This is a genomic window from Pseudoalteromonas sp. DSM 26666 (assembly GCF_900116475.1).
Lineage (GTDB): Bacteria > Pseudomonadota > Gammaproteobacteria > Enterobacterales > Alteromonadaceae > Pseudoalteromonas > Pseudoalteromonas tetraodonis.
Genome location: NZ_FPAR01000006.1, coordinates 230,564 through 254,843, shown reverse-complemented (window position 1 = coordinate 254,843; position 24,280 = coordinate 230,564). Strand labels below are relative to the sequence as shown.

The 24,280-nt window shown below is 42.3% G+C and carries 22 protein-coding genes; 17 read left to right on the top strand and 5 right to left on the bottom strand.

Going from position 1 to position 24,280, the window contains the following annotated elements; all coding sequences use genetic code 11:
* Positions 1 to 5 precede the first annotated feature (5 nt).
* Complete coding sequence (locus tag BM380_RS13020; protein WP_254772069.1) at positions 6 to 3,032, bottom strand: bifunctional diguanylate cyclase/phosphodiesterase; 3,027 nt, start codon at positions 3,030 to 3,032, stop codon at positions 6 to 8.
* Positions 3,033 to 3,286: 254 nt separating this feature from the next.
* Here BM380_RS13020 and BM380_RS13015 point away from each other — a divergent pair, with 254 nt between their 5' ends.
* A complete protein-coding gene (locus BM380_RS13015) occupies positions 3,287 to 4,132 on the top strand; it encodes a pirin family protein (RefSeq protein ID WP_090494728.1) in 846 nt (281 codons plus the stop codon).
* Positions 4,133 to 4,154: 22 nt separating this feature from the next.
* Here BM380_RS13015 and BM380_RS13010 read toward each other — a convergent pair whose 3' ends face one another.
* The 3 genes from BM380_RS13010 to BM380_RS13000 are packed head-to-tail and all read right to left on the bottom strand — an operon-like array spanning position 4,155 to position 5,174.
* Positions 4,155 to 4,397 (bottom strand): hypothetical protein, encoded by a 243-nt coding sequence (locus tag BM380_RS13010; protein WP_008110702.1) that lies wholly within the window; start codon positions 4,395 to 4,397, stop codon positions 4,155 to 4,157.
* Between the two features lie 13 nt (positions 4,398 to 4,410).
* Positions 4,411 to 4,851 carry a hypothetical protein gene (locus BM380_RS13005; RefSeq protein WP_058154148.1) on the bottom strand — a complete coding sequence of 147 codons (441 nt, stop codon included), beginning with the start codon at positions 4,849 to 4,851 and terminating at the stop codon, positions 4,411 to 4,413.
* Positions 4,852 to 4,856: 5 nt separating this feature from the next.
* Positions 4,857 to 5,174 carry a hypothetical protein gene (locus BM380_RS13000; RefSeq protein WP_008110700.1) on the bottom strand — a complete coding sequence of 106 codons (318 nt, stop codon included), beginning with the start codon at positions 5,172 to 5,174 and terminating at the stop codon, positions 4,857 to 4,859.
* A gap of 575 nt (positions 5,175 to 5,749) precedes the next feature.
* Between BM380_RS13000 and mraZ the strand changes: the two genes are divergently transcribed.
* The 16 genes from mraZ (at position 5,750) to lpxC (ending at position 23,492) form a co-directional block, all read left to right on the top strand.
* Positions 5,750 to 6,208, top strand: a complete 459-nt coding sequence (gene mraZ / locus BM380_RS12995; protein WP_008110699.1) for a division/cell wall cluster transcriptional repressor MraZ — start codon at positions 5,750 to 5,752, stop codon at positions 6,206 to 6,208.
* A 28-nt stretch (positions 6,209 to 6,236) separates the two neighbouring features.
* Positions 6,237 to 7,175, top strand: coding sequence for a 16S rRNA (cytosine(1402)-N(4))-methyltransferase RsmH (rsmH, locus tag BM380_RS12990; RefSeq protein WP_008110698.1), 939 nt, complete (start codon positions 6,237 to 6,239; stop codon positions 7,173 to 7,175).
* The gene (gene ftsL, locus BM380_RS12985) at positions 7,172 to 7,498 is read left to right on the top strand and encodes a cell division protein FtsL (RefSeq protein WP_008110697.1); all 327 of its coding nucleotides are present in this window, start codon (positions 7,172 to 7,174) and stop codon (positions 7,496 to 7,498) included. The genes rsmH and ftsL overlap by 4 nt, the downstream gene beginning before the upstream one ends.
* The gene (locus tag BM380_RS12980) at positions 7,495 to 9,312 is read left to right on the top strand and encodes a peptidoglycan glycosyltransferase FtsI (protein WP_013464053.1); all 1,818 of its coding nucleotides are present in this window, start codon (positions 7,495 to 7,497) and stop codon (positions 9,310 to 9,312) included. The genes ftsL and BM380_RS12980 overlap by 4 nt, the downstream gene beginning before the upstream one ends.
* A complete protein-coding gene (gene murE, locus BM380_RS12975) occupies positions 9,305 to 10,783 on the top strand; it encodes a UDP-N-acetylmuramoyl-L-alanyl-D-glutamate--2,6-diaminopimelate ligase (RefSeq protein ID WP_175527466.1) in 1,479 nt (492 codons plus the stop codon). The genes BM380_RS12980 and murE overlap by 8 nt, the downstream gene beginning before the upstream one ends.
* Complete coding sequence (gene murF / locus BM380_RS12970; RefSeq protein ID WP_090494727.1) at positions 10,780 to 12,168, top strand: UDP-N-acetylmuramoyl-tripeptide--D-alanyl-D-alanine ligase; 1,389 nt, start codon at positions 10,780 to 10,782, stop codon at positions 12,166 to 12,168. Before murE ends, murF begins: the two co-directional genes overlap by 4 nt.
* Complete coding sequence (gene mraY, locus BM380_RS12965; RefSeq protein ID WP_008110692.1) at positions 12,162 to 13,244, top strand: phospho-N-acetylmuramoyl-pentapeptide-transferase; 1,083 nt, start codon at positions 12,162 to 12,164, stop codon at positions 13,242 to 13,244. Before murF ends, mraY begins: the two co-directional genes overlap by 7 nt.
* Entirely contained in the window at positions 13,245 to 14,579 is a 1,335-nt protein-coding gene (gene murD / locus BM380_RS12960) for a UDP-N-acetylmuramoyl-L-alanine--D-glutamate ligase (RefSeq protein ID WP_090494726.1), read from the top strand.
* Positions 14,576 to 15,751: a cell division protein FtsW gene (gene ftsW / locus BM380_RS12955; protein ID WP_008465286.1), complete on the top strand. Its 1,176-nt coding sequence runs from the start codon at positions 14,576 to 14,578 to the stop codon at positions 15,749 to 15,751. Before murD ends, ftsW begins: the two co-directional genes overlap by 4 nt.
* Complete coding sequence (gene murG / locus BM380_RS12950; protein ID WP_090494724.1) at positions 15,748 to 16,824, top strand: undecaprenyldiphospho-muramoylpentapeptide beta-N-acetylglucosaminyltransferase; 1,077 nt, start codon at positions 15,748 to 15,750, stop codon at positions 16,822 to 16,824. The genes ftsW and murG overlap by 4 nt, the downstream gene beginning before the upstream one ends.
* Positions 16,825 to 16,866: 42 nt before the next feature.
* A complete protein-coding gene (gene murC, locus BM380_RS12945; protein WP_217644051.1) occupies positions 16,867 to 18,276 on the top strand; it encodes a UDP-N-acetylmuramate--L-alanine ligase in 1,410 nt (469 codons plus the stop codon).
* Positions 18,273 to 19,193, top strand: coding sequence for a D-alanine--D-alanine ligase (locus BM380_RS12940; protein WP_090494721.1), 921 nt, complete (start codon positions 18,273 to 18,275; stop codon positions 19,191 to 19,193). Before murC ends, BM380_RS12940 begins: the two co-directional genes overlap by 4 nt.
* A gap of 1 nt (position 19,194) precedes the next feature.
* Positions 19,195 to 19,956 (top strand): cell division protein FtsQ/DivIB, encoded by a 762-nt coding sequence (locus BM380_RS12935; protein WP_013464059.1) that lies wholly within the window; start codon positions 19,195 to 19,197, stop codon positions 19,954 to 19,956.
* A 13-nt stretch (positions 19,957 to 19,969) separates the two neighbouring features.
* Entirely contained in the window at positions 19,970 to 21,202 is a 1,233-nt protein-coding gene (ftsA, locus tag BM380_RS12930) for a cell division protein FtsA (protein ID WP_013464060.1), read from the top strand.
* Between the two features lie 21 nt (positions 21,203 to 21,223).
* Positions 21,224 to 22,474, top strand: coding sequence for a cell division protein FtsZ (gene ftsZ / locus BM380_RS12925; RefSeq protein WP_090494719.1), 1,251 nt, complete (start codon positions 21,224 to 21,226; stop codon positions 22,472 to 22,474).
* Between the two features lie 106 nt (positions 22,475 to 22,580).
* Positions 22,581 to 23,492 carry a UDP-3-O-acyl-N-acetylglucosamine deacetylase gene (gene lpxC / locus BM380_RS12920; protein ID WP_013464062.1) on the top strand — a complete coding sequence of 304 codons (912 nt, stop codon included), beginning with the start codon at positions 22,581 to 22,583 and terminating at the stop codon, positions 23,490 to 23,492.
* Positions 23,493 to 23,596: 104 nt separating this feature from the next.
* Here lpxC and yjjG read toward each other — a convergent pair whose 3' ends face one another.
* Complete coding sequence (gene yjjG, locus BM380_RS12915) at positions 23,597 to 24,271, bottom strand: pyrimidine 5'-nucleotidase (protein WP_013464063.1); 675 nt, start codon at positions 24,269 to 24,271, stop codon at positions 23,597 to 23,599.
* Positions 24,272 to 24,280: the final 9 nt, after the last annotated feature.

The window sequence follows — 24,280 nt, the reverse complement described above, 5'->3', positions numbered from 1 at the left end:
GACTTTTATTTTAAACTAATTACTTGATTTGTTGTTATCAGGTGCATAAACGAGGCTTTGTGCAGCGGCTTTGAAAACAAATAGCCTTGGCCATAATCACAACCGGCCTCAAGTAATAAATCCATTTGTAATTTTGTTTCTATGCCTTCGGCAATCACTTTTAAACCAAGCTGATGAGCCATCATGATAATTGCTTCACACAAAGCCAGCTCTTGACTGCCTTTTTGAATATTATCAACAAAGCGTTTATCTATTTTTAGGTAGTCGGTATCCATTTCTTGCAAGTAAGCAAGCGATGAATAACCGGTGCCAAAGTCATCAAGGGCCAATTGCATCCCTGACTTAACCAAGGCTTTCAAACGACTTTGGGTAAGTTCTTCAGGGTTAACCATTAAGCCTTCAGTAATTTCGGCCACAATCGCTGAGGCTGGTATATTTGCCGTTGCTAGCATATCGTACCATTCGTCTATGCCGCTATCGACGGTTGCCAATTGCACTGGTGAAACGTTAATGCTTATTTGAAATTCATCTTGAATGTGTTTTTTAATATCATTAAGTGTTTGTAGTGCCTCAGCAAATACAAATTGACCTAGCGCATTTATTTGTCTGGTTTCTTCAGCAAGAGGAATAAAGTCAGCAGGGCTGATCAGGCCTTTTTCTGGGTGTTGCCAACGAATAAGTCCCTCAGCTTTATGAACGTGTAAATCATTAAGCGATACGATAGGTTGGTAATACAATTCAAATTGTTCTAGCTCTATAGCTGAGCGAAGCTCTTTGAGTAGTTGCATTCTTGCGTTTGCATCTTCACGCATATCATGTGAGAAAAATTCAAAGCCATTGCGACCGCTATTTTTTGCTTTATACATAGCTTGGTCAGCGGCTTTAAGTAATTGCTCTGGATTTTGGCCATCATCTGGCGCGCAGGCAATACCAATACTGGCACTGATATACACTTTTTCATCTTCAATAAAAATAGTGGAGGCAAGGCTAAGCAAAAGTGATTTTGCCATTTGCTTTATATTATCGCTGCCATGTAAATCACTAAACACAACAACAAACTCATCTCCGCCAATTCGTGCTACAAAGTCAGCCTCTTTGGCCGTTTGCACAATTCGCTCAGATACTAACTTAAGTAATCTATCGCCGTAATGGTGGCCCAATGTGTCGTTAATATCTTTAAAATGATCAATATCTAATAGCATGATGACCAGTTTTTGATCTGCATTGGTCAGGTTTGCGAATCGTTGGTTTAAGCGCTCTTTTAGTTCTAATCGATTAGGTAAGTCGGTTAAATGATCAAAGTGCGCTTGTCGCCAAATTAATTCATCTGCTTGTTTTTTCTCGGTTAGGTCGGTAAAAATAGCAATACGACTAGTCGGGGCTTTATTTTTATCGTAAATAGTATCGATGGTTAACCATTCAACATACAGCTCGCCATTTTTACGACGATTGGTTATTTCACCTTGCCAACGCCCTGTTTTATTGAGCGATTGCCACATGTAATTATAAAACTGCTTATCGTGTTTACCCGATGATAAAATACCCACCGTTTTATTGAGTACTTCTTTTCGAGAATACAAAGTTGTTTCACAAAACGCAGGGTTCACATCATAAATAACCCCATTTTCATCCGTGATTGCCATGCCTTCACTGCTGTTGTTGTAAACTAATGACGCTAAATGCAACGATTCTTGATTTTGCTTTCGTTGCGTGATGTTACTAATAACGATAATAAACTCATCGGCTTTTTTCATTGGGCTAATTTTAGCTTCATAAAACTGATTGTCTTGTTTTTGTTCAAGCTCAACAGTGACAGGGGCGATCAGGGGTATTAAGTACCCTTGCACTTGTTTTAAATTAGCATCAGAGAATAAACACGATAATTTTTTAGGGGGTGTTGAATGGCTATAATTTAACGATTTAATACGTCCACCAGTATCAAGAATATTGCCATTGACATCTACGCGTAAAAAAGCATCGGGTAATGCATTAAGCAGGCTATTGAGCTCGTCATGCTTATGTTTAAGGCATGCTTCAGCCGTTAAGCGAGTTTCGGCCATGTATTTAAAACGATGGTAAAGTCTATTTAGCTCAGGACTATTGGGCTGCTCATCGTCATGAGGCATATTACCGGCCGCTAAGCGGTTAACCGCCTGCGTTAAACTTTTAATCGGATTTAAAATGCTTTTATTGACCAGTCGTCTAGCTAATACAGCTAAAAGAAGAATGGTCATTAAAAATCCTAAAACCATTTTTACAAAGTTAATATCTATCCGCTCAAGTGTTTTATCTATTGGTTGAGTAATATAAATAGAGAGCTTATTGTCATTGCCATCTCGATAGAGAGTCGTTTGATGAAAAACTCTACGGATACCATCTTTTCCTTTAAAAATGACACCTGCTTGTAAATTATGTTCTAAATCAAACTCTTCCAATTTATAACCTAATCTATCGGCTGAAAAAGGAGAGTTGGCTAAAATAAGATTATTAGAGTCAGTGATGGCGACTCGAACTTCTGTCGGTAAATTCAAGCTATTAAGTGCCGAGCTCCACCAGTCTAAAGCAATTACAGTTACTATCACGCCTTCAATATCATTGTTTTCATTAAGAATAGGGGAAGCAAAGTTAATGCTCTGGGCTTCAAGGCTGCGATCGTGCTGGAAATGGCCAATACTAAACTCTTTACTGGCGAGTGCGTTTTTAAAGTAGGGACGATCACTAACGTTGATATTAGGGGCACCATTATTTGAGGAACAAATTAAATCGCCGTCTTTGTTTACTAAACCAATATTCGCGATATTGCCATTGAGTGCCTTAACATCTAAAAAATACGAAGGGCAGCGAGAAGATAAAGACTTAATGTCTTTCTGCTTTTTTGCTAAAAACTCAGTAATATGCTCTACATCATTAATCATGCTTTGCTGCTTGATAATTAGGTGCTCAGTGATAGAGCGCACTTTTTTCTCGTGCTCTTTAATAGCCGCGTCACGACTAAACCACAAGGTTACTAAAATGACAGCAGCTACAGGCATGCAAATTAGCATAAGTAGTCGATAAAGCTGATGTTTTAATGATGCAGTAAAAATAATCGTATCCAAATAAATATAGGGTAAAACTCTGACCAATAATTCTACTATAAATAACCTTTAATGTACTAAGGTTATATCGCAAATATTAAATTTACTTTTATTGTATATAACTGAAATTTATTAATTAATTTTCGGGTAGAGTCATAATAATAAATTAATATTTTATACTTTTACTTAACCTATTTTAGGCAAAAAAAATGAAAATAACCAAAGTACTAACTGCTTATGCTACCCAAGATGGGGATGGTGTTAATATTCGTCGTATTCCAGGATTTGATGGTAAATATTTAGATCCATTTTTAATGATAGATGAGCTTAAATCTGACGATGAAAGTGATTATATTGGTGGCTTTCCTCCTCATCCACATAGGGGGATCGAAACCTTTACCTATATTTTAAAAGGCGGGTTTGAACATCAAGACCAAATGGGTAACAAAAAGGCGATTCGTGCGGGTGACGTACAATGGATGAGTACCGGTAGCGGTGTTATGCACAGTGAAATGCCCCTTGCCGATGCTGAACAAGGCTTACATGGTTTTCAAATTTGGCTCAATATGCCAAGTGCTCAAAAAATGCGTGAGCCTCAATACCAAGATACCACAGAGCATCCAGCACCGAGTTTTACTAATCAACAAGGTGTTTCACTTAAAGCCTTAGCAGGGACATGGCAATTTGAATCACACCAATTGGCTGCAAGCTTACAAAATTTAGCTGCTAATGGCGCTATAGCCGATGTAGCTTTGCCTGCGGGTGAAGGGCTTAATTTACCGGCTTTAAAACAGCAAAAAGTGATGATTTATATTCATACAGGCTCATTAATATCTCAGACCGGTGACGTGTTTAATGCGGGTAAGTTACTTATATTAGAACCATTGAGTGACATTGCATTACAGGCAAAGAAAGCGGCGGGGGTTCTTATTTTCGCAGGCGATCCACTTAACCAGCCAATTGCGCACATGGGACCTTTTGTAATGACCACCGAGGCTGAAATTCGCCAGGCTGTTAGCGATTATCAAAATGGTTTTTTTGGCTCATTGTCGTGATGAATCGATGCGCGAATGACTTTTAAGCAAGTAGCTTTAATAACCAAGTGTATTTTTTTATCGTGTTAGCATCACCTTTAGCAGACTCAACTACAGCGCCAGCTGCAAACGCACTGGCGAGCCCCACTTTTGTTGCTGCAAAGCGCTTGGCTCTGTATTTTATAGCTGCAAGATGCTGACGTTTTAGCTCTGATCGCATAACAACTTCTTTATCTAGCTGTTGCACGCGAGCGTTCGGTGAGTTGATCAAATAATTGATTAACATAATTGTGTGTGCCTTATAATTTAAGCAGCTGCTTTAGGCTATTTAGCGTTTTAGTAAAGCCAATTTTTTTGCTTAGATAAACGGCGTTTCGCCACAGCCAAACTAAGCATAAAATTTGTAGGCTGATCACCACTGCAATGCTCAGCCAAATAGAGCTAAACAGATCAAAGGTGGCAAAGCCTACAATACCTAAAAATCCCACCCACAGTAACACCAAGCCACTGGCAAAACATCCTAGTAGAATGGTGATCAGTGCTAAGGATCTTAACGACAGCTTCCACTCAGCTGTAGCCAGCTGATGCGTTAACTTTCCTTGTTGGTGATAATCATCCTTGAGCTGCGCTGCATAATCAGCAAGCTTAGCAACATGATCTTGCCAGTCATCGGCGTGTTTTGCCGATGACGGCGAATCTGTCCCTTGTGATTCACTTGGTGTTGAGTGTTGGTTTTGCATTAGTATTACTTACGACGAAACAGTGCTGTAACTAACATACCAGCAGCAAACGCCAGACCCGCCGTTGCTAATGGGTTTTCTGATGCGAGTTGACGCGTTTTAGACGAACACTCTGCTAGTTTCTCACGAGCGGCTAACTGCTTTTCATTAAGCGTTTCAGCTGAGCTGCTTGCGCCTTTACGAACGCCACTTTCTGCCGCCGCCGCTTTGCTTGATAATGCATCAACTGCGTCATGCGCTGCTGATGTCGCTTTATCTGTTAGCGGTGCTTCAATCTCTTGTTTTGCATCAATAGGAGTTTTGCTCTTCGTTGCCGTAGCCATAATCAATCCTTAATAGTTTTTTAAAAGTAATTATTTAGATGCAATGATTAAACCAGTCTTTAACCTGTTGTTTTATATGAATTGTATTTTATTTACGAATTTTGAGTGGGTTTATAACTGTAACTATTGCGACAACAGTTTGTAATTTTTACAAACTAGGACGTGTTGATCATTCGAGATTGATTTTTTTCTTTGTCCACTCAGTTACAAACCTCGCGACGCGATTAAACCGCATCTAGTTTGACCAAACTCTAATTCACAAAGGTCAGCAGGGCTCAAATAAATTGTAATTATTCACTGTTTATTCATTAAGCAAATAATGCCAACGAGCTAATGAAAAGCACGATAAAAAATTTTTTACTGGCTGATCAGATTTTTTATTAAACAATTCAACCGCTTTAATCGGAGCCTTATTTTTTCAGGCTTCGCGGGGTGCTAAAGCTGGGTGACTTACTTGACAAAAAGGCTTGTCAAGCCCTAAACTGGAGCACTGTGGTAAAAAGTGGTGTTTAGTGGATCAAACTGGATCGGGTTAATCAAAAAGTTGATTAAAATAAATTTACAATAGGCTTTTTATGTTTCGTGGCGCAAGTTCACTGAGTTTGGATGATAAAGGACGTTTTGCGGTACCGACAAAGTACCGAGATACGCTATTGTCTGAAGATCAGGGAACGGTAATTTGCACAGTTGCACTCAATGAGCCTTGCCTTTGGTTATACCCTCTTGCTGAATGGCTAGAAATAGAAAGCCGTTTAGCAAAAATATCTAATATGAATCCTAGAGCACGACGGATGCAACGTATGTTGTTAGGTAATGCGACAGAATATCAGCTTGATAAAAACGGTCGAATTTTGTTGGCGCCTTCATTGCGCTCACATGCAGAACTTGGCAAAAAAATTATGCTGGTGGGTTTAATGAATAAATTTGAAATTTGGGATGAAGCACGTTGGCACGAGCAGATGCGCCAAGACACTGAGCTTGAAAGGCTCGGTGATTTTGAACCGAATGACGATTTAGATAACTTCACCCTCTAGCAGCAAAATAAAAGGCAAATAACAGCTAATGACAGCGCAATTTGAACACGTATCCGTATTAATGGACGAAACCATAGATGCACTTGCAATTAAGCCAGACGGCATATACATGGATGGTACCTTTGGACGTGGCGGACATTCAGGGCAAATATTAGCGCGCTTAGGTGAAAGCGGTCGTTTGCAGGCCATTGACCAAGATCCACAAGCGATAAAGTCTGCTGAAAAATTTGCTGATGATCCACGTTTTTCAATTGCTCATTCTCGTTTTTCAAAGTTATACGAGGTAGCTGAGCAAAACGATCTTATTGGTCAGGTTGATGGCATTTTACTTGATATTGGTGTGTCGTCGCCGCAGCTAGATGACGCAGCGCGTGGCTTTAGCTTTATGAAAGATGGTCCGCTCGATATGAGAATGGATCCAAGTACAGGTCGCAGCGCAGCGCAGTGGTTAGCTGAGGCTGAATTAGATGACATTACTCATGTGATCAAAAAGCTAGGTGAAGAAAAATTTGGTAAGCGCATTGCGCACAAAATTTTAGAAGTGCGTGAACACACGCCAATCACTACTACTAAGCAGCTCGCTGATTTAGTCGATGAAGCCGTACCGGTGAAAGATAAGTTTAAACACCCTGCAACGCGGACTTTTCAGGCTATTCGTATTTATATCAATAGCGAATTAGAGGAAATTCAAACGGCATTACAAGCGGCGATTAAAGTTCTTAAGCCGGGTGGTCGCTTAGTGGTTATTTCGTTTCATTCTTTAGAAGATCGCATTGTTAAACAATTTATTAAAAAACAGAGTAAGGGAGAAGCGATACCCAGAGGTCTGCCTTTAACCGACGCACAAATAAATAAAAATCTGACGTTAAAAGCAGTGGGTAAAGCTATTAAACCAAGTGCTGATGAAGTGGCGCGTAATCCACGCTCTCGCAGCTCAGTGCTAAGGATCGCACAGAGGTTGGGATGAGTAAAAAAGCGAGCTATCGCCAACCCAATTTATTTCTTGAAATAATTAAAGGCCTAGGTGCGAACAAGATCACCTTGGCCTTGTTGGTTGTGATATTCGCATCAAGCTTGAGTGTGGTGCAAGTAACTCATCTCTCTCGAGCGCAATTAATTGAGCAAGATTCGTTGCTTCAAGAGCGTGACGAATTGGATTTAGAATGGCGTTATTTTTTAGTGGAAGAAGAGTTTTATTCACAACATGCGCGCATTGAAGAAGTGGCAACGTCACAACTCGAAATGAAGCGGCCAACCAGCCAAGATGAGCAGGTAATTATATTACAATGAGAATGCGAGGCAAAAAACCAGTCAATAACCTAATAGCATGGCGCTTTATTTTAGTGTGCGCGGTGATTTTTTTAGTGTTTGTGACCTTGGTATCGCGTGCTGCGTACTTGCAAGTAATTGAACCTGATAAAGCGCGCTCTGAAAGCGATAAACGTACGGTACGGATTGAAAAACTGCATGTGCAACGCGGGATGATTTTCGATCGTAACGGTAAAGAGCTTGCCGTTAGTGTGCCTGTGGTAAGCGTGTATGCGGATCCTAAAGCCCTGCATAAATCACTGGTTAGTAAAGTACTTAGGCAAGCACGCAAAAACGGTGAAGATCAGCAAACGCTTCGTGAAAATGTTGCTGAGTTAAATAAGCGTACCGCCCTGTATTATAAAAATGATTTACGCTGGCGTGAATTGGCTGATGTGTTGCGCATTGAGCCTAGTAAAATTAACACGCGATTACTTGATGATCCTACTCGTCGCTTTGTGTATTTAAAACGCCAAGTGACTCCCGCTGTGGCTAATTACATCGGTGATTTACGCCTACCTGGTATTCATTTATTGGATGAATCAAAACGTTATTACCCTGCTGGTGAAGTAAGCGCACATGTTATTGGGTTTACCAATATTGATGGTAAAGGCATTGAGGGCATAGAAAAGCTTTATGAAAACGCGTTAACCGGTGAAGAAGGTCGCCGTACCATTCGCAAAGATGCGCAAGGGCGTGAAGTTGAAGTGCTTGATGAACGCGAGCGAGTAGAGCCTGAAAGCATTCAACTAAGTATTGATCAGCGAATTCAAGCCATTGCCTATAAAGCAGTTAAATCAGCGGTATTAACTTATAAAGCGACCTCAGGTTCTGCCATGGTAGTAGATGTTAAAACCGGTGAAGTCTTAGCCATGGTCAATAGCCCATCATTTAATCCTAACAACTTAAGCGGGGCGGCTCCTCATAAACGTCGTAACCGCGCTATTACCGATTTGTTTGAACCCGGCTCAACTGTTAAGCCTCTAGCCATTTTAGCTGGATTAGACTACGGCACAATCCAACCGGATGACAAAGTTGATACCTACCCAGGCTGGATGCGCTTAGGGGGCAGCTTAGTACAAGATACCCGTAATCATGGCGAAATGACGCTGCGCGAAATTTTAAAATACTCCAGTAATATGGGAGTAACCAAAATAAGCCAAACAGTACCCAAAGAGTACTTTGTGGGCCTGTATCAAAAAGTGGGGTTTGGCAGTGATAGTGGTACTGGCATGGTAGGCGAAAGTAGTGGCTTATTTTACCCTAATCGCCGTTGGTCAGATCATGAAATTGCAGCGCTCTCGTTTGGTTACAATATTGCCGTGAGTACCGCGCAAATGGCACGTTTTTACGCCATGTTAGGGGCAGGCGGGGTTAATCGTCCGCTTACTGTACTAAAACAAGATTCTATACCTGAAGGTGAGCGTGTCTTTCAACAAGAAGATGTTGAAGCCGTTGTCCATATGATGGAAAGCGTATTTGAAGAAGGCGGTACCGCACGCCGCGTTAAAGTGGATGGTTACCGCGCTGCTGGTAAAACAGGCACCTCTAAAAAAGCCGCCGCAGGGGGCTATGGTGACGAATATGTAGGTTATTTTGCGGGCATTGCTCCTGCGAGTAACCCGCGATTAGCCGTTGTGGTATTAATCAACGAGCCCGGTGGAGATGTTTATTATGGCGGCGCAACAGCAGGTCCAGCGTTTGCAGAAATAATCTCTAATTCATTAAGAATTTTAAACGTTGCCCCAGACAAAGACTCGGTGGCATACGTGAAGGGCAAAGATGATGGTGCGTGATTTACACACAATTTTAAAACATTTAGAAATAGATGCAGCACGTTTAATGGTAAACGAGCTGCGTTTAGATAGCCGCGATGTAAAACCAGGTGATGTGTTTGTGGCGATAAAAGGGCACCAGTTAGATGGTGGGCACTTTATTAGTAAAGCAATTGAAAATGGTGCCAGTGCAATTATTGCCGACAGACTGTGTGAATTTGAAAGTGATTTTGAGCCGCTTTATTTAGTCTCAGAATTGAATAAGAAACTGCCTGTATTGGCGAGTCAATTTTACCAACAACCGAGCAAGCACTTAGATTTAGTTGGCGTAACGGGCACCAATGGTAAATCGACTACCACAGCAATGATTGCTCATTTAGCGCAATTTTGTCATACCCAAGCCGCTATCATTGGTACCTTAGGTTACGGCCATCCAGATAACTTAACACCACTGCAAAATACTACGCCTTCAGCAGTCGATTTACAGCGTATTTTAAGCGGCTTAAAAAATGAGCAATACCAATTGGTTGCTATGGAAGTGTCATCGCATGGTTTGGTACAGCACCGTGTTGATCAATGCCATTTTAAAGCCGCAGTGTTTACTAACTTGTCGCGCGATCACTTAGATTACCATGGCGATATGCAAAGCTACGGTGATGCTAAATTGATGCTGTTTCGTGATTTTGATGCTGATCATGTCATTCTTAATCAAGATGACAGACAAGCAGAGCAATGGATTGAAAAATACAGCTTTAATAGTCTTATTTGTTATGGCCGTAAAAACTTAGCCCCTAAAAATGCACAGTTTGTATATTTTTCAGATGTTCAGTATTCAGCAACCGGTATTTCGGCGCAATTAACTACTAGCTGGGGTGATGTTGCCATAAAATCACCGCTGTTTGGTGAATTTAATCTTTATAATTTAACGGCTGCGTTAGCAACGCTATTAGCGCTAGGCTATCCATTAACACAGTTAGTAGCAGGATGTGAGTATTTACAGCCGGTAGCCGGTAGGATGCAAGCATTTACAGCGCCAAGTATGCCTACTTGCGTTGTTGATTATGCGCATACGCCAGATGCGTTGGCTTTAGCGTTACAAGCGCTGCAGCAACATGTACCAGGTGGCGTGAGCTGTGTGTTTGGTTGTGGCGGCGACAGAGATAAAGGAAAGCGTGTACTAATGGCACAAGCTGCTGAGCAGTTTGCAGACAAAGTGATCATTACCAGTGATAACCCACGCTCTGAAGACCCTAATGACATTATTAATGATGTAGCTGCGGGATTAGAGCATCCAGAAAACGCTCATTTAGAGGCCGATCGCGGTGCCGCGATACAATTTGCTATAGATAACGCAAAAGCCGGTGAGGTTATTTTAATTGCCGGTAAAGGGCATGAAGACTATCAAATTATAGGCGATAAATGCATCGATTTTTGCGACCGCCAATTTGTACAACAACAATTAAAAAAAGCAGTAAGAGGGTCTCAAGCATGATCCCAATGGATTTTGATTGGCTAGCTAATGTGCTAGCAACCGATTATCAAGGTGATAATCGCAAGGTGATAAATATAAACACCGATACCCGTACTTTGTGTGATGGTGAAGTGTTTTTGGCGCTTAAGGGCCCAAATTTTGATGGCCATAAATTTATTGAACAAGCAAAACAAAAAGGCGCTATAGGCGTGATTGTCGATCACGCTGTTGATACCGATATTGCTCAATTTGTAGTTGCCGATACCCGTATTGCATTAGGCACAATTGGTACAGCAGTGATGGCGCAAGTTGCACCTAAAACTATCGCTATTACTGGCAGTGTAGGTAAAACAACAGTTAAAGAAATGTGTGCCGCTATTTTATCAAGTAAAGGGGATGTATTAGCCACTAAAGGTAATTTTAACAACGACATTGGCGTACCGTTAACTTTACTCAGATTAGAGCCACAACATCGCTTTGCGGTTATTGAATTAGGCGCTAACCACATAGGTGAAATTGCGTACACCACCGCGATGACCAAACCGGATGTAGCTGTGGTATGTAATGTTGCTGCTGCCCACTTGGAAGGCTTTGGTAGCCTGCAAGGTGTGGCACAAGCAAAAGGTGAAATTTACGACGGATTAAAAGAGGATGGCATCGCCATCGTCAATTGCGATAGTGACTTTAGTCAATATTGGCTTGATAAGTTAGCAAAGCGCAATATTAAATGTTTTTCGAGTAGTGAAAAGCTCGATATTTGGGCTGAAGACATCAGCCTAGATGCACAAGCTCGCGCAAGCTTTACTTTGTGCACCAAGCAACACAGTGTGCCGGTTAAGTTAGCACTGCCAGGTAAACATAATATTAGTAACGCGCTTATTGCTGCGGCGTTAACAAGTGAGTTTGACGTGTCACTTGAGGACATTGCCAGCGCGTTAGCGACCATGGGTGAAGTTAAAGGACGGGTTAACCTAATTGAAGCCAGTGATTCACTCACCATTATCGATGATACATACAATGCCAACGTAAAGTCGGTGAAAGCTGCGATTGATTTACTTAGTGATATTCAAGGTCATCGTATTTTGGCACTCGGTGATATGGGTGAACTTGGCGAAGATGCCCGTAAATATCATCAAGAAGTCGGTGAATACGCATTAGCGCAAGGCATTGATGAGTTATTTACACTCGGAGTATTAAGTAAATGTGCCAGTGATGTATTTGGGCTGCCAAATCGCCATTTCTCTAATCGTGAGCAAATGCTGCAGCAAATTCAAAACAGCATTAGCAAAGTAGATAAAAAAATTACCCTTGTCGTGAAAGGATCACGCAGTTCTCGCATGGAGCTTTTAGTAACCGATTTAGTTAATGGCCAGCAACAAGCCATCAATGGAGTATCATCATGTTAGTTTGGCTGGCTGAGTATTTAACTCAATATTATAGTGGCTTTAATGTTTTTTCGTATTTAACCCTGCGTGCCATTTTAGGTATTTTAACCGCATTGATGATGTCGTTGTATTTTGGTCCTAAGTTAATTCGTGCGTTGCAACGCATGCAAATAGGGCAAACAGTACGTGATGATGGTCCGCAATCGCACCTATCTAAATCGGGTACACCGACCATGGGTGGCTTACTTATTTTAGGAGCTATTTTTACCAGCACATTATTATGGGCAGACTTGTCTAATAAATACGTATGGGCCACTTTATTTGTAATTGGCTCATTAGGTATTGTGGGCTTTATTGATGATTACCGTAAGGTGATCCGCAAAGATCCAAAAGGACTTATTGCAAAGTGGAAATACTTTTGGCAATCGGTAATTGCACTGGTTGTAGCCACTGCGCTTTACATGAGCAGCACACAAGCGACAGAAACATCTCTTGTTGTGCCATTTTTTAAAGATGTACTGCCACAGCTGGGGCTGTTTTATATCGTGATCACCTACTTTGCGTTGGTGGGCACGTCAAACGCGGTTAATTTAACCGACGGTCTAGACGGTTTAGCCATTGTACCTACTATTTTAGTGGCTGCAGCACTGGCCATTATTGCTTACTTAACGGGTAATATTAATTTTTCGGCTTATTTGCATATTCCGCATTTACCACTGGCGAGTGAGTTGGTTGTGGTATGTACCGCTATTGTAGGGGCTGGGTTAGGTTTTTTATGGTTTAACACGTATCCGGCGCAAGTATTTATGGGCGATGTAGGCTCATTAGCACTGGGTGGTGCATTGGGGATTATTGCCGTGCTTGTTCGCCAAGAGCTGTTACTGATTATTATGGGGGGCGTGTTTGTAATGGAAGCGCTATCGGTAATTTTACAAGTTGGCTCTTACAAATTACGTGGGCAACGCATTTTTAGAATGGCGCCTATTCATCACCATTACGAACTTAAAGGTTGGCCGGAGCCACGCGTTATTGTGCGCTTTTGGATAATTTCTATTGTGCTGGTACTCGCTGGCCTTGCGACATTAAAGATCCGATAAATGCAGTATTTAAACGAGATAAAAAATAAACACATAACAGTGCTCGGACTCGGTGTAACCGGTCTGGGCATTGTGCGTTTTTTATTATCTCAATCAATACAGCCTTATGTGGTTGATAGCAGAGAGAATCCGCCAGGTGTTGATTGGCTCAATCAGCACGCACCTCAATTAAAAACTCACTTTGGTGACTTAGAAAATGCGGCGCTCAGTGCTTGCGATATGATTATTATTAGTCCCGGGCTGGGCTTAAAAACCCCTGCGGTTGCGAAGGCAATTAACGCAGGCGTTGAAGTTATTGGTGATGTTGAGTTATTTGCGCGCATTAATAGCAAACCAGTCGTTGCTGTAACCGGCTCTAATGGTAAATCAACCGTAGTAACACTTGCCTACGAAGTATTAAAAACCGCAGGTTATAAGGTGGCACTCGGTGGCAACATTGGCACAGCGGTACTGGATTTGCTTGACGGTGACTTTGATGTATTTGTATTAGAGCTATCGAGTTTTCAGCTTGATACCACACGCAGCCTAAAAACCACCAGTGCAACCGTGCTTAATATTTCAGAAGATCATCTCGATCGTTATGATAGTTACCAAGCCTATATAGATTCAAAATTAAGTATTTATAACGGTGCTGAACACTTAGTGATTAATGCTGACGATAAGCAAACACACCCTGTGAGTCGCACGTTAGCACCACAACTGAGCTTTGGTGAAACACAAGGCAATTACCACTTAGCACAGCACAATAACGAAGCGCACTTTATGGTAAAGGACGAAGCTTATTTACCAGTAAGTACTTTAGCCGTTGTGGGTAAGCATAACTATTTAAATACCTTGGCAGTGATGGCGTTACTCAGCCCATTTACAATTACTAAGGCGCATTACAAAACCGCATTATCTCAATTTAATGGCTTAGCGCACCGTTGTCAGTTTGTGGGTGAGTTTAATGGCGTTAAATACTTTAACGACTCTAAAGCCACCAACGTAGGCGCAACAGTGGCGGCAATAGATAGTTTAGCGGGTAAGCACGAAAACCTAGTCGTTATTGCTGGTGGTGATGCTAAAGGTGCGGATTTAGAGGTGTTAAAGCCTTATATTGAAAAGCATGTAAAAGCGCTGATTTGTTTTGGTAAAGATGCCAAAGATTTAGTGGCACTGAGTGCTAAAGGTCATTTAACCAATAATATGTCTGAGGCTGTGGCGTTTGCAAAGCAATTAAGTAAATCGGGCGATACCGTTTTACTCGCACCTGCCTGTGCCAGCATTGATATGTATAACAATTATATGCAACGCGGCGATGATTTTGTGCAATGTGTATTGCAGGGGCAGTCATGATTGCTTTTGCGGATATTAAAGAGGCTCTCACCCCTAAACCTTCAGCGCAGCTTTATGATGTGCCACTGCTTTATTGCATGCTAATGCTGATTGGTGTGGGCTTTGTGATGGTAACCAGTGCCTCAATGCCGACAGCCGATAGACTGTTTGGTAATATTTATCATTTTACTATCCGCCATGGCATTTTTTTAGGGCTATCGTTTTGTTTATTTTGCATTAGTACTCAAGTACCTATGTCGTGGTGGAAAAAAGCTAACCCCTATTTATTACTAATCGGTTTAGTACTGTTATTAGTGGTACTTATTGTAGGACGTGAAGTCAATGGTTCGACCCGCTGGATACCCGTAGGACCGTTTAATATTCAAGCCTCGGAGCTCGCTAAGTTGTTCTTCTTTAGTTATATCGCAGGCTACTTAGTACGTAAGCGCAATGAAGTTCAAGAAAACATAAAAGGCTTTGCTAAACCCATAGCGGTATTTGCAGTTTATGCAGCACTTATTTTAATGCAGCCCGATTTAGGGACTGTGGTGGTGATGTTTGTTACTACGGTTGGTTTGTTGTTTTTAGCCGGTGCCAAGCTTTGGCAGTTTTTTGCACTTATTTTAACCGGTATTGCGCTAGTGGTTGGGCTTATTGTGTTAGAGCCATATCGTATGGCGCGTGTGGTTGGCTTTTTAGAACCTTGGGATGACCCTTTTGGCAAAGGCTACCAATTAGTGCAATCACTAATGGCTTATAGTCAAGGCGATTGGTTTGGCCAAGGCCTAGGAAACAGCGTACAAAAATTACAATATTTACCAGAAGCGCACACCGACTTTATTTTTGCTGTTATTGCTGAAGAGTTGGGTTTTATGGGGGTGCTGAGCATTTTAATGGTACTGGGTACTTTAGTATTTAGAGCTTTACTCATTGGCCAAAACGCGCTTAAAAACGGCAAAGAATATGAAGGCTACTTAGCCTTAGCAATTGGTATTTGGTTTGCGTTTCAAACCATGGTGAATGTGGGCGCCAGTGCCGGTATTTTACCAACCAAAGGATTAACCTTGCCGTTTATTTCTTATGGTGGCTCAAGTTTATTAATGATGACCATAGCAACCGGTATTTTATTACGTGTAGATTTTGAGACCAAGATGGCAACGAAACAAGCCACGTCAGGTGGAGCTAAGCGATGAGTAAAAAAATAGTCGTTGTAGCAGGGGGCACAGGTGGACATATTTTTCCAGGGATTGCCGTTGCTGATTATCTCAAACAGCAAGGTTGGCAAGTTAGCTGGATAGGCACCCCAGATAGAATGGAAGCCAGTGTCGTGCCCAAGCACAACATAGAAATTGATTTTATTGATGTAAAAGGCGTGCGAGGGAATGGTTTAAAACGCCTTATTAAAGCGCCATTCATGGTTATTAATGCAATATTGCAAGCGCGTAAGGTATTAAAACAACAACGCCCTGACGTCGTTTTAGCTATGGGGGGGTATGTAACTGGCCCAACAGGTATTGCGGCAAAAAGCCTGGGTATTCCTTTGGTGATTCATGAGCAAAACGCCGTAGCAGGCATGAGTAATAGGTGGTTGGCTAAATGTGCTAATCGCGTGTTAGCGGCTTTCCCCAGTGCTTTTGCCAATGGCAAAGCAGAGCTGGTGGGTAATCCTGTGCGCCAGAGCGTGGTTGAGATTACTGAGCGCGAAGTAACCAGCCCTATAAATATTTTAGTGGTGGGTGGTTCGTTAGGTGCGCAAGTGCTCAACCAAATACTACCTGAAGCATTTAAGCGCTTAAATGACACCTGTGCCATTAATATTTGGCATCAAACCGGTAAAGGGCACCTTGCTAGTGTAAGTGAAAGTTACCAGCAGCAACAAATGGGCAATGAGCAAGTGACCGTTGCTGAATTTATTGATGATATGGATACCGCTTATAGCTGGGCAGATATTGTGATTTGTCGTGCGGGTGCGCTTACGGTAAGTGAAATTGCCGCAGCGGGTAAAATGGCGGTATTTGTGCCGTTTCCACACGCGGTTGATGACCATCAAACAGCCAATGCTCAGTATTTAGTAATGGCAGAAGGGGCGTTATTAATGCCACAGGGGCAATTTAATAAGCGCAGTATTGTTGAACTTTTAAGCCCCTATTTAGCCGAACCTTTATTAATAACTAAAATGGCTGCCAAAGCAAAACAGCAAGCTATTTTAGATGCCACAGCAAGCGTAGCGATGCACTGTGAGCAAGTAACAAATAAGAGAACATAAGTGAAACAGACATTAGCAAAAGAAAAATATACACGCCCAGCGATGCGCCGCATTGAAACTATTCACTTTGTAGGGATAGGCGGTGCAGGCATGGGTGGCATTGCAGAAGTACTTGCTTTTGAAGGTTACCGTATTACCGGTTCAGATATAGCTCACAGCGCAATGACTGAGCGTTTAATTAAAGCCGGTGCTGAAGTATTTATTGGCCATCATGAAAATAATGTAAAAGACGCTAATGTGGTGGTGGTTTCAAGTGCAATAGATAAAACAAACCCTGAAATTCAAGCCGCGCAAGCTGCACGTATTCCGGTGGTTCGTCGAGCAGAAATGTTAGCTGAACTGATGCGCTTTCGCCACGGTATCGCCATTGCGGGCACCCATGGTAAAACGACCACAACCAGCTTAATTGCGAGCATTTATGCACAAGCCGGGCTCGATCCAACCTTCATTATTGGTGGTTTGCTTAATAGTGCTGGCAGCAATGCTAAGGTAGGTAAAAGTGACTTTTTAATCGCCGAAGCAGATGAAAGCGATGCCTCATTTTTGCATTTACAGCCTATGGTGTCGGTGATCACTAATATTGAAGAAGATCACATGGAAACCTACGGCGGTAGTTTAGAAAAAATGAAAGATACTTATGTTGAATTCATTCATAACCTGCCGTTTTACGGGTTAGCGGTGGTGTGCATTGATTCAGACGTTGCTGCTGAATTGATCCCCCGTTTTGGTCGTCCGGTGATCACTTACGGTGAGTCACACGAGGCTGATTATCGAATGAGTGACTTTAGCCAAACAGCGAACACATGCCAATTTACGGTGACTAATAAACAAGGTGAGAGTTTAACCGCTAAGCTGAATATGCCGGGTAAACATAATGCCCTTAATGCAACCGCAGCGATTGCCGTGGCTAAAGATCAAAATATTGCGAATCATGCAATTTTAGCGGCTTTAGATACTTTTGAAGGTATTGGCCGTCGTTTTCAGCACTACGGTGAATTTGAAAATGAACGCGGTAGCGTGATGCTTGTTGATGACTATGGCCATCACCCGTCAGAAGTGGCCGCTACTATCACCGCAGCACGAGAAGGCTGGCCTGATAAGCGTTTAGTAATGGTGTATCAGCCGCACCGTTATACGCGTACTCGCGATTTATACGAAGATTTTGTTAAGGTATTGGCTGAGGTTGATCAGCTTTTATTACTCGATGTTTACAGTGCAGGCGAAGAGCCTATTGTTGGCGCTGATAGTAAAAGTTTATGCCGTAGTTTGCGCCAGCGTGGCAAAGAGCCATTACATGTAGCCTCAAGCTCAGAGCTTGCGGGCGTACTTGCCAACTGCCTACAAAATAACGACCTAGTGCTCACACAAGGTGCGGGTAACATAGGTCAGCTTGTTAAAAATTTAGCAGCCACGAATATGTCGATAGAAGAATTAAAGCAAGGTGAAGTATGACACAGGTAAATTCCCAGTTTGGTAAAGTAGCGGTGCTGCTAGGTGGAAACTCAGCAGAGCGTGACGTGTCATTAAAATCTGGTCAAGCGGTATTAAATGCGCTGTTAGAAGTTGGCATTGATGCGATAGCGTTTGATCCACAAAATCGTTCGTTATGGGAATTAAAGTCGTTAAACGTTGATCGCGTTTTTATTGCTTTACATGGGCGTGGTGGTGAAGACGGCACGGTACAAGGTGCTCTAGAATTTATGAACCTGCCGTATACCGGCAGTAATGTTCTGGGTTCGGCACTGGCAATGGATAAAATTCGTTGTAAGCATTTGTTTAAATCGGCAGGCTTAAGCACCGCACCTTATGCCGTGGTTGATGCTAAAAAAGGCTTTGATGCCAATGCCATTATGGCGCAATTTAAAAAGGTAATGGTTAAGCCATCGCACGAGGGCTCCAGTATCGGTATGGCGCAAGCAAGCTCTGCAGAAGAACTTGAAGATGCGCTCACTAATGCATTTAAGTTCGACAGCCAAGTATTGGTAGAGCAGTGGATCACGGGTCGTGAATTTACCATTACGGTCTTGGGTGATGAAGTACAACCTGTGATTGAAATGAGCACCCCAAACGGATTTTATGACTACCAAGCTAAATATCAGTCAAGTAGTACGCAATATCATTGCCCTGCTGATTTATCACCATCGGATACTCAAAAATTACAAGCGATGGCGCTTGATGCCTTTGATTTAGTAGGTGCAAGTGGCTGGGGACGAGTCGATGCGATGCAAGATGAACAAGGATATTTTTACTTACTAGAAGTGAATACCGTACCAGGCATGACAGAAAAATCATTGGTGCCAATGGCAGCAAAAGCCAACGGGGCAAGTTTTGAGCAATTAGTTGTTCGCATTTTGGAGCAAACCCTTTAATATGCATCCCTTTTTAGAGAAAGCGCAGCAACTAAAACAGCAACTTAACTGGTCGCTGATTTTTGGAGTGAGTTTTTTTCTAGCCGTGGTGATAGGGTTAATTGAAATAACCAGTGGGGTTTCGCACTGGTTAGTTGAAAATAAAGATGCACAAATTAAGCATTTAACGGTGCTGGGGAACCCTAAGTACACCGATGAAAAAGCAATAACAGCGGCAATAAAAAAAGCAGATTTAAGCAGTTTTTTTGAGCTAAACGTAAAGCAAGTTCAGCATTTAGTACAAGAGCTGCCTTGGGTTGCAACGGTATCGGTAAGAAAGCAATGGCCTGATACCATTCAAGTTTACGTGGTAGAACATCAAGCGGTTGCTCACTGGAATAGTGACTTGCTGATTAATCAAAGCGGTGACGCGTTTGAAGCAAAAAGTGATAAATTAAGTGCCACTTTACCCCAACTATATGGGCCAGAGGGCAGTGAAAAAGAAGCATGGGTAGCGTTTAAACAGTTTGATGAAATGCTCAAAGTCAATGCATTAACGCTCACTAGCCTTGCGCTATCTGAGCGGTTTTCGTGGCAACTTTGGTTAGATAACGGTGTGCGTTTAAATTTAGGACGCAAAGATAAAGCCAAACGTGTACAACGTTTTATAGACGTTTATTCACGTATAGAAAAACGTGCTGATGCACAGATAGATGCAATTGATTTACGCTACGATACCGGCCTTGCAGTGAGCTATAAGCCACTGCAAGAACAGCAATTATAATAAAGAGTAAGGCATGACTAAGTCAGCAGAAAGAAACCTAGTGATTGGATTAGACGTTGGCACTTCTAAAGTAGTGGCCACGGTAGGTGAAATCACCACAGATAACAAGCTCAGCATTGTTGGCGTGGGGAGCCAAGTATCTCATGGAATGGATAAAGGCGGTGTTAACGATTTAAATTTAGTGTCTGAGTCTATTCGCCGCGCTATAGATGAAGCCGAATTGATGGCTGATTGTCGTATTAGCTCGGTTTATTTGGGTATTTCTGGCAAGCATATTCAGTGTCAGAACGAAAGCGGTGTTGTGGCTATTAATAACACCGAAGTAACCGATGAAGACATTGAAAATGTAATACACATTGCTCGTTCAGTGCCAATTTCAGCTGAACGCAAAATGTTGCATGCTTTGCCGCAAGAGTACAGCATTGACATGCAAGAGGGGATTAAAAACCCACTCGGCATGAGCGGTGTGCGCATGGAAGCACGCGCGCACATTATTACCTGTTCCAACGACATGGCTAAAAATATAGAAAAATGTGTTGAACGTTGCGGGCTTGAAGTTGACCAACTTATATTCACAGCGCTTGCTTCGTGTTATTCCGTACTGACGGATGACGAAAAAGAGTTAGGTGTTGCGGTGCTTGATATTGGTGGTGGTACTATGGATATTACTATTTATATTAATGGTGCGCTGCGTCATTCGGCGGTTATTCCGGTGGCAGGTAACCAAGTAACCGGTGATATTGCAAAAATATTTCGTACACCTATATCACATGCTGAGTCACTCAAAGTACAATATGCCTGTGCAAGTAGCCAAATGGCGAGCAGCGAAGACACGATTGAAGTGCCAAGCGTAGGTGGGCGACCAGCAAGACTGATGTCTAGGCACACGTTATCAGAAGTGGTTGAGCCACGTTTTAGAGAATTATTTGAACTGGCGATGGAAGAAATTCGTCGTTCAGGATTAGAAGACCAAATTGCAGCAGGTCTCGTCATTACTGGCGGAACTGCTAAAATGACTGGCGCAATGGAAGTGGCTGAAGATATTTTTCAGATGCCAGTAAGAATAGGTAAACCAATTGGTGTAGTAGGTTTAACTGATTATGTTGATGATCCATCGTACGCAACCGCTGTAGGTTTGTTACAATACGGGCGTACTATGCAGTCGATGAATGCACAAAAGTCGAAAGCGGATGATAATAATAATTGGTGGAACCGCATCACAAAATGGTTTCAAGGCGAGTTTTAGTACTCAAGTCGGAGAGTAAATATGTTTGATATAATGGAACAACACAGCGAAGAAGCTGTAATAAAAGTAATCGGTGTTGGTGGCGGCGGCGGTAACGCAGTTGAGCACATGGTAAAACAACAAATAGAAGGTGTTCGTTTTATTGCAGCGAATACGGATGCACAAGCATTACGTAATTCAGCCGCTGATGTAACGGTACAATTAGGTACGCAAATAACCTCTGGGTTAGGTGCGGGTGCAAACCCTGAAGTAGGCCGTCAGTCGGCTGAAGAAGACGCAGAAACGATTCGTGCCAGCCTTGAAGGCGCCGATATGGTATTTATAGCGGCAGGTATGGGCGGCGGTACAGGGACCGGAGCAGCGCCAGTCGTGGCTAAAATTGCTAAAGAGCTGGGCATTCTAACCGTGGCAGTAGTAACTCGTCCGTTTGATTTTGAAGGTAAAAAACGTGCTGCTGCTGCAGAGCAGGGGATTAGCGAATTGTCTGAAATCGTGGACTCGTTAATTACTATTCCAAATAACAAATTACTAAAAGTATTAGGTAAAGGGACAACTTTACTGGATGCGTTTGCTAAAGCAAATGACGTATTATTTGGTGCGGTACAGGGTATTGCTGAGCTAATCACACGCTCGGGTCTAATTAACGTGGATTTCGCCGACGTACGTACTGTTATGTCTGCAATGGGTACAGCCATGATGGGGACTGCATCTGCCTCGGGTCCTGATCGTGCACAAGAAGCAGCAGAAGCGGCTATTTCAAGCCCATTACTAGAGGACGTTGATTTAACCGGTGCTAAAGGTATCTTGGTTAATATTACTGCCGGCATGGATATCGCGATTGAAGAATTTGAAATCGTGGGTAATCACGTTAAGGCGCTAGCGTCTGAAAATGCAACGGTGGTTGTGGGTGCGGTAATCGACCCTGAAATGACAGACGAGCTACGTGTAACGGTTGTTGCAACTGGCTTAGGCGGCGATCGTCGTCCGCAGTTTGGTATTGTAGATAACGGCTTTAAAAAAGCATCAGGTTCTGATGTAGCGAGTTCAAGCACGCAAACAAGCAGCATGTATGTTCCTAGCTTTGCAAGCCAAGGCGCAAGTACAGAAGAGCCTGCCACGACATCGCAAACAGAATCAAAAGAGCAAAGCACATCGACGAGCTCTTCAAGTTCTTCAGCGAATACGTCGTCAAGTAGTGCTAAGAAAACAGATAAATCTGAAGGTGGCGATTATTTCGACATCCCTGCTTTTTTACGTAAACAAGCAGATTAATAAAAAACAGTACTTTTGTGCGAAATGTGAACGAATATTGTAGTTATACCGTATTTATGCTACACTCCGCCGTCTAACTGTAATATATACTAAAGTGAGCGAACCTATGATTAAACAGCGTACGATTGCACAAGTAGTCAAAGCCATAGGAATTGGACTTCATAAAGGTGAGAAGGTCACAATAACTCTCCGACCTGCGAGCGCAAATACTGGGATTGTATTTCGTCGTGTCGACCTTGATCCGGTTGTTGATTTTGAAACAACACCTGAAGCCGTTGGTGATACGCAATTGTGTACCTGTTTAATTAACAAAGATGGCGTTCGCTTATCGACTACTGAGCACTTAATTGCGGCGGTTGCGGCAATGGGAATCGACAATTTAATTGTTGAACTTGATAGCTCAGAAGTACCAATAATGGATGGTAGTGCATTGCCATTCATTTATTTATTACAAAAAGGCGGCATTGAAGAGCAAAATGTTGCAAAACGCTTTATTCGTATTAAAGAAAAAGTACGTATTGAAGAAGGTGATAAATGGGCCGAAGTAGAACCTTACGACGGATTCCACATCGATTTCGAAATTGCCTTCGATCACCCTGCAATCAATGAAAGCCGCCAACGTGTTGGTTTAGATATTACGGCACAAAGCTTTACTGAAGAGATAAGCCGTGCGCGTACTTTTGGCTTTATGAAAGACATTGAATACATGCATGCGAACAACCTAGCACTAGGGGGCAGCATGGATAGCGCAGTGGTACTTGATGAATTTAAAGTTTTAAATCCGAACGGTTTGCGTTACGCAGACGAGTTCGTCAAGCATAAGATTCTAGACTGTGTAGGTGACATGTTTATGACAGGTCACAACCTTTTAGGCAAAGTAACCGCATTTAAATCAGGTCATGATTTAAATAATAAGTTACTACGCAAAATTATGGCAACTGAGTCAGCATGGGAGTGGGCAACCTTTGAAACGCCTGTGACGATGCCTGCACCCGGCCTTGAGCTAGCTAACGCCTAATTAGTTAATCACTTATATACAGTTATAAAAAATGACGCTTATTAGCGTCATTTTTTTTGTTTGTTAATTAGCTAAAAAGCTAAATTACACTCAGGCTTTTATTATCAAAGTCCTAATATAGTTTGCAACTGTTTAAGCTGGGTTACCTGATATGTTGGTTTAATTCCCTCAGGCAAGTTCACGCCAGGATGTTGCAGCCAACAAGTGTCAATTCCCACATTTTGACCGCCAAGAATATCACTGCTGGCGGTATCACCGACCATTAAAATTTGCTCTTTCGGTGGATTACCCATTAAGTTAAAGGTGTGCTCAAATATCTCTTTTGCAGGTTTAGCAATGCCGACTTGCTCAGAAATAACTAACCAGTCAAACATATCTTGCAGCCCCGTATGCGCTAGGCGACGTGCTTGTAACTGAGAAAAACCATTGGTAATAATGCCCAGCTTGGCATGGGGTTTAAGGGCATTTAATAATTCAACGGCGCCGGGTAAAGGCATACAAATTTCGGCCATTGCTGATAAAAAATCATCATTGAGCTGTTGAGCTGGCACATCTAGTTTATTTGCCAGTTCGCTAAAACGAGTTACTTGTAAGTGACTTGAGGTGATCTCGTTGTTTTGATAAGCAATCCATAATGACTTATTAGTGTTTTGGTAATGGGCATAATCTGCCTCGGTAAAATCCATGTCATAGGTTGCTAGCATGTTTTTAAGGCCAGCAAAGGCATTAAAGCTAAATAAGGTTTCGTCGGCATCAAATAATACGTAGTTATACTTCATTAAAACATC